The organism is Labrenzia sp. THAF82 (genome assembly GCF_009363435.1).
Lineage (GTDB): Bacteria > Pseudomonadota > Alphaproteobacteria > Rhizobiales > Stappiaceae > Roseibium > Roseibium porphyridii.
Genome location: NZ_CP045354.1, coordinates 1,761,546 through 1,777,780, shown reverse-complemented (window position 1 = coordinate 1,777,780; position 16,235 = coordinate 1,761,546). Strand labels below are relative to the sequence as shown.

Here is a 16,235-nt window from a genome sequence, read left to right as displayed (position 1 = left end):
GCTGCGGCGCGTGGCAGCTGACCGGGATTGGTTGCGAGGCTCATGTGTTGTCCCCCTTCAGGATCCAAAGCTGAAGAAGGCTGACCACCAGCAAGATAAGAAAGAGGACAACCGTCTGCGCCGCGGCATAGCCCATGTCAAAGCTGCTGAAGGCCGTTTCGTAGATCATCAGAACCAACGGTTTCGTGGAATTGAGCGGCCCGCCCGGATTGTTCGTCGTCATGTTGAAAACATGATCGAAGATCCGAAGGAAACCGATCGACGAGAAGACCACAATGAACACGATCGTGGGTTTGAGGAGAGGCAACGTGATGCGGGTGAGCACCGTCCACCAGCCGACCCCGTCGATCTTGGCAGCCTCATAGTAACTTACGGGAATAGCGCGTAAGCCCGCCATGAAAATGATGACCTGAAATCCAAGCCCCGCCCAGATTGCCGGCGCCAGAATGGACGGCAGGGCATTGGTCGTCGAATTCAGGAACTCGATCTGGGGAATTCCGATCGAAGCCAGCATATTGTTAAAAAGGCCGATTGGCACCGGTTGATAGAACCACCGCCACACCCACGCCATGGCAACCGCAGACGTCATGAACGGGAGGAAATAAAGCATCCGCAGGAAGCCGTGCAGAAAGCGTGTCTTGTCGAGGTGGTAAGCAATGACAAAGCTGATCACCAGCGAAACGGGTGTACCAAGCAAAAGGTAGGCAAACGTGTTTCGGAAGACTTTCCAGAAGACCGGATCGTTCCAGAGTTTTTCGTAGTTTTCCAGCCCGGTCCAGGTGCGCTTGCCAAGGAGGTTCCACTCCTGAAAGGAAATCACGAAGGCCGTGCCCGTCGGATAAAAACGGATCACCACATAAAACAGGACCGGGATCGCCAGAAACAGCCATGCCCATACAATCTGCTTTTGCCTGATGGAGAGGTTCTTGTAGGCAGACATGCCGCACCGTGCGATCGTTGAAAAAAGGACTGCCGCAAGGCGGCAGCCCGTTCGCTTAGTCGGTCTTACTTGTAGTAGTCGTCGAGGATCTTCTGCTCTTCGGCTGCGGCAGCAGCCAAGCTCTCTGCCGGGTCCTGACCTTCGATGTCGATCCTTGCCACCATGTCCACCATTGCCTGGCGTTGTGCGGATTCATTGGCAAACTTGGTGGTGTTGGCGTAGGCAAGTCCGCGAATGAACGGCCCGAAAGTCGGATCATTTGCGTTTGCCTCAACCATGCCGACCGAAGGCTTTGCCGGCAACTCGCCAACAACATCGAGCCAGAGCTGCATTGCCTCGTCGGAGGTCAGGTACTGCAGGAACTTCACGGCCGCGTCGTATTTCTCGCCTTCCGCCTTGGAGGTAATGCCGTTCACCCAATAAGATGAATAGTTCGACCTCTTGCCGTCAGGCCCGGCCGGCAGCTCCGCGACGCCCCATTTGAGGCCGCGAACCTTGTTCAGGGATCCGATCCGGAAAGAGCCGTCAATGTGCATGCCGGCACGGTTGCCCTTGAAGGCCGCCTGCGGCTCGTCCATGAAACCGGACTGAGTGACTTTGTGCTCTTTTTCCAAGTCTACATAGAAATTCAATGCGGCCAGTCCGGCATCGTCCGTGTAGTTCACGGTCTTGTAGTCTTCCTTGTAAGGCTCACCGCCGAACTGACGCACCAGGACCTCGCGCCACCAATGGTGGTCCTGCGCGGTCATGCCGGTGGTAATGCCGACCTGTGTGATGTTGCCAGCGCCATCGACCTTTGTCAGCTTCTTGGCGGCCTCGACAAGTTCATCAAGCGTCTCGGGCGGATTTTCTATTCCTGCCTCATCAAAAAGCCGAGTGTTGTAAAACAGTGCCAGCGAACGCACGGCCGTCGGCAAAGCGTAATAGGCGCCGTCCCGTTTCATCGCCTGAACCATCGGGAAGAATTCTGCATCGATGGCCGCCGGATCAAACTGGTCTTTCGGCAACGGCTGGATGAGGTCCGCCTCGATATAGTCATTCAGCCAGCCGTAGAACAGCTGAACCACGTCCGGCCCCTCACCGGCTGGAATGGCCGCTGCAACCTTGGTGCGATAATCCGCATAAGGGAAATGAGTCATCTTCACGGTGATGTCGGGATTGGCTTCCTCGAATTTTTCGATCAGCTGCTCCATCGCATCAACACGTGCGTCGAAGAAATACTGCCAGTATTCGATTTCGACAGCCATTGCAGAACTGCCGAACAAAGTGGCCAGAGCGGTTAACCCACTCAGCGCCATGCGCTTCATGTATTTGGACATTGATGATGCTCCCGTCTGGATGCGTGCACGCTTGGTCTGGAGGGACGGTCTTTGCCGCCTACATGAAAATTGATTAAGTCAAATAAATTGAATTGTCAATTTTCTTGAGTTATTAGATCGGACATGAAAATCGAGACGCAAATCAGAGGGTCCAACCCATTGCGTAGCCGGAACCGGAACCGGCAGGCGGTCCTCGGCAGCATTCAGGCGGCTGGCACGATGGGTCGTGCCGAAATCGGACGTTCGCTCGGGCTGACGACACAAGCCGCGTCCAACATCATTGCTGAATTGCTGGCTGATGGCCTCATCGAAGAAAAAGGGACCAGAGTTTCAGGCCGTGGCCTGCCAGCCGTCCAATACGGTCTGAACCCCAAAGGAGCCTACGCCTTTGGGGTCGAAATCAGACCCGATGCGATCTTCACCGCGCTTGTCGATCTTGCCGGCGCCCAGATCAGTACACAGCGCACGGCACTGGAAGACAATTCGCCGGCAGCTGTCTGCGACCATGTTTTGCGCTTGCGCGATGCCATGATTGCCTCATCGCCCATTTCGCTGGACGCAATCCTTGGAAACGGCATCGTCATGCCCGGACCGTTCGGTGACACGGGCCTCACCGGGCGTAGCTCAGACCTCAAGGGCTGGGAGAATACAGACGCACAAAGCCTTTTCAAGGAAACGCTCGGAGGCGTGGTCGAACTCTCCAACGACGCGAATGCCGCCGCGCTCTCTGAAAGCCTGACCGGTGTCGCGCAAGGCATTGGTTGCTACGCGTTTCTCTATTTTGGTCGTGGGCTTGGCCTCGGAATTGTCCAGGATGGCAGGCTCGTGTCAGGGGCCTTCGGAAATGCGGGAGAAGTTGGCCACATACCCTTCCCGGGGCCAAACGGTCCAGCTCCCCTGGAAAGCCTGCTCAGCCGGGATTCCATTCAGACCTATATTGGCAGCAAGAGCCCGATAGATCTGGACGGGATTTCAGATCTCTTCAGTGCACAGGATCAACGACTGGCAGACTGGCTTGAAAGAGCGGCAAACGCTTTGGGGCATGCGGTTCTGACACTAGAGAACCTGCTCGATCCGCAGACCATTATCCTCGGCGGCGCGATGCCGCCCGAGCTCATCGACCACCTGATTTCAAACTGCCCGCTTCCGGCCGCGTCGATTGCCAATCGCAACGACAATTTGCTGCCAAGGCTGCAACGCGGGACATGCGGGCGACTGACCGCAACCCTCGGTGCAGCGTCACTGGTCCTGCACAGCGCCTTCACTCCAATTACCGTTTCTTGAACCTGAGGACACATCCATGCCACTGACAGATCTGCACCGGATAGCCCGGCAGAAGGCCGACCCTTTTCTGGTTCAGCTCTGGCGGGCTCTGGTCCCCTTGCGCTCGGTCATATCTTTCATGAATACCGGTGCCCATCCGGACGACGAGACGTCCCAGATGCTGGCAAGTTTCAGTCTCAACCACGGCATTGACCTTTCCTACGCCTGTTCGACGCGCGGCGAAGGCGGGCAAAACATCATGGGACGCGAGGCGGGTGCTGCACTCGGAGTTCTGCGAACTGCGGAAATGGAACAGGCTGCCGACATTCTCAACATGCGCCTTTATTGGCTGTCGGAAACTCCCGACGATACGATTTTCGATTTCGGTTTTTCCAAGTCGGGCATCGATACCTTGCGGACCTGGGATCACAAACGAACGCTGAAACGCTTCGTCGATATTCTGCGTGAGGAACGCCCTGACATCATCTGCCCTACATTTCTTGATGTACCTGGACAACACGGCCACCACCGGGCCATGACCCAGGCGGCCGAGGAAGCGATAGTTTTGGCGGCCGACCCTGCTTATACCGAAAGCAGTTACCCAGCATGGCAGGTTTCCAAAATGTATTTGCCCGCCTGGTCTGGCGCGGGGCAATCCTATGATGATGACCTGCCACCGCCGCCGGCAACAATCGAGGTTTCCGGTCTTGGACGGGATCCGGTCACCGGAGCCACCTTCTTTCAACTCGGCGAACAAAGCCGGGCATTTCACCAGAGCCAGGGAATGGGTCGATGGATCCCCAAAGGCCGCGAACACAGCTGGCCTCTACACCTGAAAGTCTGCCATCTGCCAGATGGTGAAGCCTCCCTGGAGGCTGGCCTGCCATCAACTCTAAAGGACCTTGGCGACACGCCAGAACTGGCCAACGCTCAGTCGGAAATCGAAGCGGCACTCGGCGCTTTCCCTGATGCTTCAGCCATTTTGAAACATGCAAGCGCTGCCCTTTCTCATTTGCGGGCAGCAGCTGCGGACATCTCTCCGGCGCATAGCCACAGAGTTGCGCGCAAAGAAAGCCAGCTCTCAACACTTATACGGGTCGCAGCTCAAGTCGATTGCCATGGCTGGCTTGAAAAAGACACCCTAGAGCCAACCGACCAGGCATCAATTTCGACTGAAATAGATCAAGGCGATGCTGAGCAACTTGATCTTTCACTCCACCTTCCCGGTCACTGGGAAGGTGACCTGACCTCGGTCCGGACCGTCAATGCCCCGATCAGTGATCCTTACCCGTCCCGATACCTCCCTCATCAACCGGACGCGCCATGCCTAAAGCTTGAGCTGACGACCCATGGCGTCAAAAGTAGAACCCACATTCCATTCGACATTCCACCACAAGTTCTGCCAGAACGAAGTGCCGACCTGACACCATCCTCGGTGGTTGTGAACCTCTCCGCCCCTGCCGATAACATTTCCATCAGGCTCGGCAATGTTACGCCGCCAGACGCCTCAAAGACACTGGATACGCCGGAGGGTTGGGCCGCCAATAGAACCGAAACAGGGTTTGATATTGCAACTTCGGGCAATCTCGCCAAGGGACTTTATCATCTGCCTCTGCTTCTCGAAGGCATTCCGGCCCAGAGCGTTCAGTCCATCACACGCGCCGATCTTCCGCGCCGTTCCCTTTGCCAGCTGGCAAAGGTTTCGATACGGGTCGTAGACGCAGGAACGACAACCGCGCGAATTGGGTATGCCGGAGGCGGCAATGACCGCGTCGACTATTGGCTTGAGCAGCTTGGCCTGAACGTCAGCCAGATTTCACAGGACGACCTTGAAACCGATGCGGCGCTTTCACGGTTTGACACCATTGTCATCGGAATTTTCGCTATAAAGTCCCGCTCTGACGTATTTGAGGCACTGCCTGCCTTACACCGTTGGGTTTCAAACGGAGGCACACTGCTGACGCTTTACCACCGCCCGTGGGACAACTGGCACCCGTCCTCAACACCTCCGGCGCCTCTTGAAATCGGTCAACCGTCGCTGCGCTGGCGCGTGACTGACGAAGCCGCGGAGGTGACCGTCCTTGATCCCACGCATCCGCTCCTTAACGAACCGAACATCATTGGGGCAGATGACTGGTCCGGCTGGCACAAGGAGCGCGGACTTTACTTTGCAAAATCATGGGATCCGCAATACGTGCCCCTGTTGCAAATGTCTGACCCAGACGAAGCGCCCCACAAAGGGTCGCTTCTATCCGCCGACATCGGCCGTGGACGGCATGTCCATTGCGCTCTGATCCTGCATCATCAAATGGAAAAGCTCGTTCCTGGCGCGTTCCGCCTGATGGTGAACCTCGTCACCCCGAGGCAATGAAAACCCGGCTGGAAAACCCTTGGACCAGCCGCACACAGTCCCGCATTGACTTGGTCACGACGGTCATCCTCAGGACAGATTGAAGCCCTTGGCTCGGACAAACGCTCCAAAAGCGTCGCGTTCAGGCAGGGAATACTGGCGGCTTTTGTCCTCTGACCAGCCATAGGTCGTTGCTGTTCCAAAGACTTCCGTCGCACGCTGACTGTCATAGGGCTGCTGTGCTTCCCTCCTGGTGTCATAGTCGGTGATGACTTGCTCCGGGCCGTCTTCGTGGTAGCAGTCTTCGTGCACGGTTACGGACAAGGGCAGGCGCAGGCTGATCGTCGGTGTCTCCTGTACTGGATAGCCGAATGCCAGCCCGGCAACGGGAAACACGTGGTCCGGCAACGCCAGAAGTTCGCTGACAAGGCCAGCTTCGTTCCGAATGGCACTGATTGGACAACACCCGAGGCCGACAGCCTCGGCGGCAGTGACGAATGCCGACAGCGCAATACCAGCATCGACGGCGGCATTGAAAAATGCATCCAGATGGTCGTTTGCAAAAGTGCGGCCGCGCAAGGCGTGAAGCTGTCGCTGCCGCCTGTTGTTTCCGCAGAAGACGGCAATGTTCGGAACCTTGCCGAGCCACGCAGCCGAACCGGCCATTTGCAAGAGACGTTCCTTGATCGTCTCGTCACGGACAATGATGATGTCGCGCTGTTGAAGATCGCTTTTGGTGGGCGATGCCAGGGCCGCAGCACACAACAGCCCGAAAAGTCCAGGCTCCACTTGCCTGTCTTGGAATAAACGACAAGACCCACGCTCCAGCATACTCTTGAGCACCTTGGCTTCAGCAGCCAGACCATGGAGGTCAATCAATTCGCCGTACCTGAGATTAAGTTCGTCTGAAATTGAATTCATCGATACGCCTACCCTGAAAACCCGTCTGACGGAAATACCCACGGCATCAATGCCACCTACCAACCAGCCATCGGAATCGCCGACAGGTTTGGGAGTTCCCGACACTAGAGCGGAAATAGGTCCTAGATCGCAAGGCTCTCCTGGTAGAAGCCTTTGGCTGACTGCGGGATCGTGATGACGCCAGTCCCGGCGTTTGAAATCTCCGCCATGGCACTCAGCAAGTGCCGGAGAGTGAACCAGCAGCAACGGCAAAGCCGTTTGGAAAAACGTGTGGGGCCGACAAACGGTCCTGCCTTCAGTTCATTTTTCCATATTCACAAAAGACTTCGCAGACCCGGCGTTCGTTCTTTCCTGTCAACAGCAGTGAAGCCTTGACTGCTTGCTCTGTCTCGATCCAATCAGCTATTCGAACCGCAAGAGATTCATTGAGTTCAAGGTTCCCAAAGAACAAGACATCCCGCCGCCGCAGCGCAAAATGATGCGCCCTTTTGCCGAAGCGATCTGACGCTGCTCTTTCCGCGGCAGCTACAAACGATGGAAAATACATTAGCCCAGCGCGGTTGAAGTCTAGGGACGGACAGGTGCTGTAGACGAGGTCTGGATCTCTGCCTTCTGCCTGGAACATGCGCAAGCCAAGATGCCCATCCGCACCAGAACGGGCAAGTCTGGCGGCATGGTAGGGAAAATCTAAGTCGGCAGGCAATGCCGGTAGTGCGGGAAGCCCGGCAAAATCCACTCTGGCAACGCTCGCGTTTTCGCCAGCCACCATGCGGGAGACAAAAGTCGACACCAAGCAGACCGATGCAATTGGTTCACCTTTGAGCTTCAGGACATGCAGCGAAGCCAGGCGGGCGCGCGAGACCCGGTAGAGTTTTGAGACTGTCTCCAGACTGTCATCGAGATCGGCAAGAAAGAGACCCGGACAATCCACCGACAATGCACAGAAAGCAGCATAGACATCATTGCCTCTCCGATCCTTGAAGCTGGCATGTTGCTGACCGGAGGCAGTCGCGATCAGACGCCAATGACGGTGCCCGAGTGTCTTGAGCATCCAATTCTCGGACAGGCCTGCATACCCAAGCTCGGGCATCCCGAGCGTTTGACTGCTTTGCCAACCGCCTTGCGACCGCTCTTTGGAAATTTCGACAAGTTCTGCTGAGCTTTTCATGGTTTCAATCAGGAGACCTTGCTGAGCGTGGCTCTGTTGGTCTCGTGCAGGGTTTCAATCTGTTCACTGAGATATTGCGCATCGTCGCCCACACCCAGAAAACGCCCGGACCCCCAGGTGTTCAGCCACCCCAGCCCCAGAAAATAGAGTCCCTTAACCGTGCACACACCGCGGTCGTAAATCGGACGCCCGCGCGCGTTTAGAACATCAACCTTCAGCCAGGAATAGTCCGGCCGAAAGCCGATCGCCCAGACAAGAGACGTGATGTTCTGTCTGTCAAAATCGAGCTGCGAGGGCTCCTGCTCGGGTCGCCAGACTTTCTCAAAAGGTTTTTCTTCCGGCGCATCGATACCGTTTGTGGCGATATAGTCGTCAATCGCCTTTCGGATACCGACATAACTTTCATCGGCATCATCAAGATTTTTTTCCAAATCCTGAGCAAACACAGCCTCGGACCCGGATGCTCCAGACAGACTTCCATAGAGGGTGACACCGTCGAGCGCGAATTTCCGCAAATCTATCTCATGCCCCCCGTCGCGGCCTGTCAGGTAGTGATTGGTCTTCTCGTGAACTGCCTCACCTTGGGGATGATCACGCATGGTCAGGTCATAATGGCCCATGTCGTAGAGCCAGTCGGTGGCATCCCGCCCCCTGTACATGCGTGGTGCTCTCGGTGCCGGGCCAACTGCGAGATGTACTTTCCGGCCTGCAAGCTTCAGATCTTCCATGATCTGAACACCGGACTGGCCGGCTCCGACAACGAGTACATTTCCCTCCGGAAGTTGAGCGGGTGACTTGTAGTCTCCGGCCTGGATCTGAAAAATGGACGGATCGATTTCTTCGGCGAAGGAAGGAATGATCGGTATGTCATAACCTCCCGATGCAATCACCACCTGTTCGGCAAGGTAGTTTTGTTCATTCGTGCAAACGACGAACCTCCCATCGTCACGTCTGCTGACTTCAGTTACCGTGACACCTTCCTTGAGCGGAGGGTCGAAGCTGCGAACGAAGGCCTCAAGATACTCGACGATTTCATCTTTCAACATGAACCCGTGCGGATCGTTGCCGGTATAAGGAAAGTCCGGCAGCTTGCACTGCCAATTCGGCGTCACCAGGCAAAAGCTGTCCCAGCGGTTTTCCCGCCATTGATGAGCAAAGCGATACCGCTCCAATACGACATGTTCGATATTCTTCTTGCGGAGACAGTAGCTGGCGGACAAGCCGGCCTGCCCACCTCCCACAATGACAACAGGGATGGAAACATAGGTATTGCTGGTCATGACGATGTCCTGCTTGCAAGTCCGGCATCAAACCGAAGAAAGGTAACGGTTGCATCGGGGTAAGTTTCAAAAGTGTTGGATCTAGTCTTCAGGGTTGCCAACTGGGACGCTGCTCGAGAACACGGATAACCATGCACCGCACGAACCCGTTCGCTGGCAGCTTCGAACGCCTTCTCACTGAGATCGACGAACTCATTGAGCGGATAAGCCTCGCCCTCTTGGAAGAAGTTGCGGATTATCGAGGATGGCGAATAACAAGCCTCCTCGTCACCATTGGGCCACCGGATCCGAAATGTCAGGTCAGGCATTGGCCACCTCCCTTGGCTTCAGTCCGAGGTAGGGGCTTTGTCGATGGTCCCAGAGAACCTCTTCCTCTCCTTCAAGGGACAATGAAACGGTTGAACCTTGGGACGCTTCTCCAACTTCGGCCGCCCAGATGCCCCTTTCCTGAAACCGGGCAACAACTGCACTCGTAGTGTCTGTCGGTGCACTGAGAAGAAAACCAAAGGAGGGAAATGTGACCAACCAGCGCGCAAGCGGAACGCCTGGGGGCGGTTGTATACACTCAAGCGAAAGCTTGATCGCAACCCCTGAACATTCCGCAAGCATGAGTGAAGTGCCGACAAGCCCTCCTTGTGAAATGTCTTTCCCAGCTGCACACAAACCGTCTTCAGCAAGACGTGGCAAAACTTCGGTATCCTGGCGCAGTTGTTCAGCCGGCGCATCGAGAACCGCTTGCCAATTGTTAAAAGGCGCCCTGTATCCGCCGCGGTGGTCAATCGCCGCAATCAGCTTGTCGCCCGGAGCCGCATCAAAGCTGGTGATCAACCTCTTTGCACGGCCCAGTATCGAAACAGCAAGCTGGCTCTGTCCTGCTCTGAAATTGGTATGACCGCCGACTATCGGAATATCGTAGGTCTGCGATGCAGCCCGCATTCCTTCCAAAATCAGTTCGGCCTTCGATGTTTCTGCCGTCCATATCGCATCCGTCACGGCGATAGGCCGTCCACCCATTGCCAGAATGTCGGACATGTTGACCATGATGCTGCACCATCCCGCAAACCAGGGATCTGCCTCGACAAATGCGTTGATGAAGCCCTCAATGGCAAACAGCAGATAGTCGTCGCCATCTGGTAAAATGGCAGCGTCATCGCCGGGCCGGCCAGGCGCTGTCTGGCTAAGGCCGAGTATGCCGCAGGATGCATCGATGTCGCGTTTGCCCATCAATCCGGGATCGTCCCGCAAAAGCTTTGCGATCCCCGATAACGTGTCCGGCCAGCTCAGTTCGGTCATTGCCGCCCCCTCAAGGGCATGGTCCAACCGAGTGCCGGTTTTTCGAAAGGAGGATACGCGTTCAGGTTCGCCTCCATTTTCATGTGGCGCTTGCCGTGAATATCGATGGCTTCAAGACACGACCAATGCAGGCGTTCGAATAGTCGGACGTTCTGTTCCTGAACATGTGCATAAAACCGGTCACAGCCGAAAGCATTGGCAGAAGAAACCGCAAGCCTGATGAGTTCAGCACCAAGCCGCCCCACACGGCGGTGAGACTCAGCGACTGCCAGGCGTGATCCCCACCAGATACGAGGTTCTTCCTCGTGGATCCTGACAGTGCCAACAACTTCATCGGCCTCACCCGCTATTGTCGACAGAGCGACTAGAGGCAGAGCCCGGTGGTCCACATCGTCACGATCATGCCCTTGAAAGATCTGCTGCTCTTCACAGAAAACCTTTATGCGCAGTGCTGTCGCCCCGGCGAACTCCCAAGGTGCGGACGCAGCCTTGATGGAAAACTGCGGCGAGAGAAACGGCTTTCGGCCAAATTCGAACATGTCACCGCACCTGAAGCTTTTCATAGACAGAAAGCGCTGAACATGCGCCGCACCGTCCACACCCGGCCTTGATGTCCTCAGCACGCAATCCGCCATCGACAACCATTTTCGACAAAGGCCGCAAAATGGAGTCCATAAACTCAGCGGTGGGTGCAGGATGACTTTCCAAGGGCGTACCCGAGACGGGCACAAAGGGCACGACGAACGGATAGACGCCGATTTCGATGAGTTTTTGGCTTGTTTTCAAAATGGCGTCGGCTGTGTCGCCGAGCCCAGCAAGAATATAGGTTGAAACCTGACCGCGACCGAACACTGGCACCGCTGCGCGAAAGGAATCGAAATACTTTTCAATCCCGACCTGCGCCTTTCCAGGCATGATCCGTTTGCGGACATCGGGTGTCACCGCCTCAAGATGCATTCCGAGCGCATCGACACCGGCCTCTTTCATGCGAGAATGCCAGATATCATCTTCCGGCGGTTCGCATTGCGCCTGAACGGGAATGTCGACGGCAGCCTTGATTGCCTTCACGCTTTCGACCATGACGGCCGCCCCACGATCCGACCCCTTCGGAGTACCTGTGGTCAGCACCATGTGTTTGATATCGTCCAGCTCGACCGCGGCCCTGGCAACTTCCGCAAGTTGCTCTGGTGTCTTGTGGGCTATTGTGCGTCCGGCTGCGAGCGACTGACCTATGGCACAGAACTGACAGGTCTTGGTTCTGCTCTGATAGCGAATGCAAGTCTGCAAGACCGTTGTCGCAAGAACGTCTCGTCCGTGCAGTGTTGCAATTTGATGATAGGGGACACCGTCTGACGTCTTCAGATCATAGAATTTCGGCCGCCCGGGAAAACTGATCGTACCAATTTTATTGCCCTTTTTGAGCACATTGCTTTTGCCGTCAGACCCGGGTGCGTCGGCCAGAAACGGGCTCTCGAAAGCTGGCGCTGTATGCACCGGCACCATGACTGTGACACCATCTACGGTCAGCGCCTTGTGGTCCGTCGGCCCTGCACCTCCCCGCCTCGCTTCATGTCCGGCCTTCGGGTCAACGAGGCGAATTCCATGGGTTTGCAGTTCATTGATGAGAACTTCAGCCGGCATTGAAAGGCTCCTCGATTTCGGATTGGATTTGAGACGGGACATCGGCATCCCGCAAAGTGCTCGCAGCAGATGGTGCTGCTACGGGCAACACTGTCTTCGCAGGCCTCGTGTCATGCACGAGATGCAATAATTCCGGGCGGGCGTAATGCCCGACGCTATCCATCATGCGCTTGCGCTTTGTGATCAATCGCATATCCAGATCAGCTGTCAGAATTCCCTCGCCTTCCGTCAAAGGCGGCACGACATGCCGGCCTTCGGGCGAAATGATGCACGTCATGCAGCCATCCCTCAGACCACGCTGCAGCTTCGGATCTTCGCTGATGGAATTGATCTGTTCGTCCGTCAGCCACCCGGTGGCATTGACAACGAAACAGCCGCTTTCAAGCGCATGATGTCGCATGGAAACCTCGATCTGTTCTGAAAAGATCGGACCAACGAGCGACCCTGGAAACTGGGCAACATGAATTTCTTCGTGCTGCGTCATCAGGGCATATCGGGCAAGCGGGTTGTAGTGTTCCCAACACGCAAGCGCACCAACACGTCCAACGGCGGTCTCGACAACTTTAAGGCCTGCGCCGTCACCCTGCCCCCATATCATTCTCTCATGGTAGGTCGGGGTAATCTTGCGCCTCTTGAGGCACAGCGAGCCATCCGCATCAAATATCAGTTGCGTGTTGTAGAGCGAGCCGTGGTCGCGCTCGTTAACACCGATCACGGCCACAATGTCGAGTTCTCTGGCAAGCGCTGACAATGCAGCTGTCTCAACGCTCGGCACCGACACGGCCTCTTCGTAAAGTCGAAGATGCTCCTGCCCGGCCAACATCGGCGGCAAGACAAAGGAAAAGTAGGGGTACCAGGGAACAAAGGTCTCCGGGAAGACCACGAGCTTTGCCCCCTTACCAGCTGCTTCGCGCATCGCAGACATGACCTTGTCCAGCGTGCGCGCTTTCGACGTCAGATCAGGCGCTATCTGGACAGCTGCAACTCGAATTGTTTCGGATGATGTTGTCATTGCCGGCTACTGAATTTGGATTGACAGGAAGTGTTCTGCCCGGCCGCGTTGATCGGCCGAGCACTTGCTGACCTAGAGGGTCCAGGTGTCCAGAATGAAAGCACCGTCCCGGCGGTGCAGCAGCACGATGTCAAGAACATCCTGCGGAGCAATTGGTGTGATGCCGGGAATGAGTGAGGGTTCACCGTGCCCCATCAAGGCCTGCAGTGCAAAGCGGCATGCATAGACCTTGCCCCCTTCTGACATGAATTTCTTGATCTGGTTGTTCATTGCCAGGTGGCCTGGGAAGGCTTCATCGCCTAGCTTCGGGAACCCTCTTTGAACACCAAGTGAAACACCTGGCCCATAGAGCAGAATGGAGGTTTCAAACCCCTTCCGCTGAAGCCGCGTGGCCTGGAGAAGATTGACCAGCCCGATCGAACCTTCAAATGCAACGGTGTGGAATGTGACGAGGGCCTTTTCGCCCTCTTCCGCCTGAACATCTTCGAAAACCTTCTCTTCGTAGTTGACGAAGAAATCGCCGTCTGCGTGTGCCGGTGCCGTTACCTCTGGCATTTCATGCTCCTGTTATAATGACCATACAATAGCCATACAATTATTGACTTACCGCATCATTGTATGCATATCATTTTCACGATCAAAAGTGAAAAATGCGAAAAACCTGCAAGTGCAAAAATCAAAATCAATTGCATAATTCCTAAGCCGATGAGCGCTTAAAACTGAGGCAAAAACACTCGTTCTCCTTGCAACAAACTCCATACAATCGACTGCATACATACAATCAGAATCAATTCTGCTACACAGGACGCAACAAATGGACATGCCCGGATTCGGAATGAAGAACTGGAAACCCGCCCTGCCCGAAAGCGGCAAACCGCGATACATCGAAATCGCAGACCTGATCGCAGCAGATCTTCAAAAGGGAATCCTTATGCCGGGGGACCGGCTACCGCCTCAGCGAAAGCTGGCCGATATTCTCGGGGTGGATTTTACGACCGTGTCGCGCGGCTACGTCGAAGCACGCGAAAGAGGCCTTGTAGAGAGCCATGTCGGACGCGGAACGTTCATAAAGACAATCAAGGGACCAGCTATCGAGAGCGAGCCGCGTCGCGCAGAGCAGGTGGACTTGAACATGAATCTGCCGCCGGAGACAGACAATCCGGATCTCATTGAACGCATGCAGGCCGGCCTTTCGGTGGTTTCAGGAAACCTGATTTCCCTGCTGCGATATCAAAACGGAACAGGAACCGAAGTCGACAAAGAGGCAGCATCTTCATGGCTCAGCATGCGGGGAATGGTGCCATCGCTGGAACGGGTTTTCATCACCCCTGGCGCACATCCCGCCATGATGACAATTCTCAACATGCTTGCAGAGCCCGGCGACACCGTTCTGAGTGAAGCGGTTACCTATCCAGGCATCAGGACCATTGCCCGCTCACTCGGCCTTAAACTCATTGGTCTTGAGAGCGACGAACACGGCATTAAGCCTGACGCTCTGGAAGATGCCATTCGGGCCCACAATCCGAAAGCGCTTTACCTGAACCCCACACTTCAAAACCCAACGACCCTGACAATCCCGCAAGAACGACGACTTGAAATTGCTGCCGTTCTCAAACGCCACAATCTGCCCCTGATTGAAGACGACGCATACGGATTTATTCCAGAACATGCGCCATCTCCATTTGCGGCGGCGGTTCCGGAACTCACGTGGCACATTGGCGGTCTGGCCAAGTGTATCGGCGCCGGTCTTCGCCTCGCGTATGTCGTTGCACCGGACACCAAGGCAGCCCTGAGCTTCACATCCGCAATTCAATCCATGACGGTCATGGCCTCACCGGTGACCATGGCACTCGCGACAAGGTGGATCCAGGATGGCACGGCAGATCACATTCGCCGCTTCATCCGAACGGAAACAAAAGCGCGTCAAGCATTGGCTACCGAAATCCTGACCGGTTTTAGCTTTGCCGCAGATCCGGTCAGCTTCAACATCTGGCTAAAGCTGCCGCCAAACCTTTCCAGAGCAGCTGTTGTCGGTCAGATGTCCGGGAAGGGCATCGGCCTCGTCCCGAGTGACCCATTTACCGTCGAAGGAAATCCCAGCGAACATATCAGGGTCTGTCTGGGCGGGCGGATCACCCGCGATGAACTCAAAACGTCACTGCAACTCCTCGCCCATACGCTGGAACACAACATATACAGCTGACAGACTTCGATGGGCACAGCTTGCGAGAAGGGTCAAAAGAACATATTCCTAAACTACCTATTGATAGGTAGATAAATTTTCATTATCTTGTGTACACTTGCGCTGCGGGAGCACGGCCACCGACCAAGCCCTGCGCGTTTTCTTAACAACGGTCGCACCAGATGGAGATCCGGCATGGAACTGAATGCTGACTTTTCGGAACGCGTTGTCGTTCATTCAGACGAACTGGAATGGCAAGCCTCTCCGATGAAAGGCGTCGACCGGCGCATGCTCGACCGGATCGGTGGCGAAGTCGCCCGGGCGACAACGATTGTTCGCTATGCTCCGGGCAGCAAGTTTTCCGCCCACACGCACACAGGTGGCGAGGAATTCATCGTGCTTGACGGCGTCTTTCAAGACGAACACGGAGACTTTCCGGAAGGCACCTACGTGCGAAACCCGCCAACTTCAGCGCATACACCCGGATCAGACGACGGCTGTACGATCTTTGTGAAGTTGTGGCAATTCGACATGGATGACCGCAAGCAGTTCCGCAAGAACATGGCGGACGAACTGAGTGAAACGAACGACGGCGTCGCAACTGCGTTGCTGCACCAGGATAAGCGTGAAACGGTCACGTTTCATCGGGTCGATCCAGGCGCGACCCTCGCGGTAGAAGACAAAGGCGGCATTGAACTTCTGGTCATTTCCGGCAGCGGTACAAGTGGCCGCGAGACCCTGAGAAAGGGATCCTGGTTACGCCTTCCTGCAGGAGACAGTTTGACACTGGATGCGGGCGATGATGGTGCAAAGGTCTGGATGAAAACCGGACACCTGCCCTACGCCAAGGCACCGGAGGTTTAAGA

Annotated in this window: 15 protein-coding genes; 4 read left to right on the top strand and 11 right to left on the bottom strand. The window is 55.7% G+C overall.

The features are described 5' to 3' along the window. Positions 1 to 40: 40 nt before the first annotated feature. Together FIV00_RS08420 and FIV00_RS08415 are read right to left on the bottom strand one after the other, a co-directional pair. On the bottom strand, positions 41 to 940 hold the full coding sequence (locus tag FIV00_RS08420) for a carbohydrate ABC transporter permease (RefSeq protein ID WP_152500326.1): 900 nt from the start codon (positions 938 to 940) through the stop codon (positions 41 to 43). 65 nt (positions 941 to 1,005) lie between these two features. Further along, positions 1,006 to 2,247 (bottom strand): extracellular solute-binding protein, encoded by a 1,242-nt coding sequence (locus FIV00_RS08415; RefSeq protein WP_209006981.1) that lies wholly within the window; start codon positions 2,245 to 2,247, stop codon positions 1,006 to 1,008. Between the two features lie 135 nt (positions 2,248 to 2,382). On the opposite strand from FIV00_RS08415, the gene FIV00_RS08410 reads away from it, so the two are divergent. Both FIV00_RS08410 and FIV00_RS08405 read left to right on the top strand, forming a co-directional pair. Then, on the top strand, positions 2,383 to 3,543 hold the full coding sequence (locus tag FIV00_RS08410; protein WP_152500324.1) for an ROK family transcriptional regulator: 1,161 nt from the start codon (positions 2,383 to 2,385) through the stop codon (positions 3,541 to 3,543). Positions 3,544 to 3,559: 16 nt separating this feature from the next. Next, positions 3,560 to 5,893: a PIG-L family deacetylase gene (locus FIV00_RS08405; protein ID WP_152500323.1), complete on the top strand. Its 2,334-nt coding sequence runs from the start codon at positions 3,560 to 3,562 to the stop codon at positions 5,891 to 5,893. A 69-nt stretch (positions 5,894 to 5,962) separates the two neighbouring features. Here the strand turns inward: FIV00_RS08405 and FIV00_RS08400 are convergent, their stop codons facing one another. From FIV00_RS08400 to FIV00_RS08360, 9 genes are all read right to left on the bottom strand, one after another. Next, positions 5,963 to 6,793, bottom strand: a complete 831-nt coding sequence (locus tag FIV00_RS08400) for a nitroreductase family protein (RefSeq protein ID WP_152500322.1) — start codon at positions 6,791 to 6,793, stop codon at positions 5,963 to 5,965. 295 nt (positions 6,794 to 7,088) lie between these two features. Then, positions 7,089 to 7,961, bottom strand: coding sequence for a Pnap_2097 family protein (locus tag FIV00_RS08395; protein WP_152500321.1), 873 nt, complete (start codon positions 7,959 to 7,961; stop codon positions 7,089 to 7,091). Positions 7,962 to 7,969: 8 nt separating this feature from the next. Next, positions 7,970 to 9,241, bottom strand: a complete 1,272-nt coding sequence (locus FIV00_RS08390) for an MSMEG_0569 family flavin-dependent oxidoreductase (protein ID WP_152500320.1) — start codon at positions 9,239 to 9,241, stop codon at positions 7,970 to 7,972. Beyond that, positions 9,238 to 9,549, bottom strand: a complete 312-nt coding sequence (locus tag FIV00_RS08385; protein WP_152500319.1) for an MSMEG_0570 family nitrogen starvation response protein — start codon at positions 9,547 to 9,549, stop codon at positions 9,238 to 9,240. The genes FIV00_RS08390 and FIV00_RS08385 overlap by 4 nt, the downstream gene beginning before the upstream one ends. Further along, positions 9,542 to 10,534, bottom strand: a complete 993-nt coding sequence (locus tag FIV00_RS08380; protein ID WP_152500318.1) for a sll0787 family AIR synthase-like protein — start codon at positions 10,532 to 10,534, stop codon at positions 9,542 to 9,544. Before FIV00_RS08380 ends, FIV00_RS08385 begins: the two co-directional genes overlap by 8 nt. Next, positions 10,531 to 11,073, bottom strand: a complete 543-nt coding sequence (locus tag FIV00_RS08375) for an MSMEG_0567/Sll0786 family nitrogen starvation N-acetyltransferase (protein ID WP_152500317.1) — start codon at positions 11,071 to 11,073, stop codon at positions 10,531 to 10,533. Before FIV00_RS08375 ends, FIV00_RS08380 begins: the two co-directional genes overlap by 4 nt. Position 11,074: 1 nt before the next feature. After that, complete coding sequence (locus FIV00_RS08370; protein ID WP_247649360.1) at positions 11,075 to 12,175, bottom strand: MSMEG_0568 family radical SAM protein; 1,101 nt, start codon at positions 12,173 to 12,175, stop codon at positions 11,075 to 11,077. Further along, positions 12,165 to 13,187, bottom strand: a complete 1,023-nt coding sequence (locus FIV00_RS08365; protein WP_152500316.1) for a Nit6803 family nitrilase — start codon at positions 13,185 to 13,187, stop codon at positions 12,165 to 12,167. Before FIV00_RS08365 ends, FIV00_RS08370 begins: the two co-directional genes overlap by 11 nt. 72 nt (positions 13,188 to 13,259) lie before the next feature. Beyond that, entirely contained in the window at positions 13,260 to 13,742 is a 483-nt protein-coding gene (locus FIV00_RS08360) for an MSMEG_0572/Sll0783 family nitrogen starvation response protein (RefSeq protein ID WP_152500315.1), read from the bottom strand. 280 nt (positions 13,743 to 14,022) lie between these two features. On the opposite strand from FIV00_RS08360, the gene FIV00_RS08355 reads away from it, so the two are divergent. Beyond that, positions 14,023 to 15,390 (top strand): PLP-dependent aminotransferase family protein, encoded by a 1,368-nt coding sequence (locus FIV00_RS08355; protein WP_152504171.1) that lies wholly within the window; start codon positions 14,023 to 14,025, stop codon positions 15,388 to 15,390. 174 nt (positions 15,391 to 15,564) lie between these two features. Further along, positions 15,565 to 16,233, top strand: a complete 669-nt coding sequence (locus FIV00_RS08350; RefSeq protein ID WP_152500314.1) for a cupin domain-containing protein — start codon at positions 15,565 to 15,567, stop codon at positions 16,231 to 16,233. The last annotated feature ends 2 nt before the right edge of the window (positions 16,234 to 16,235 follow it).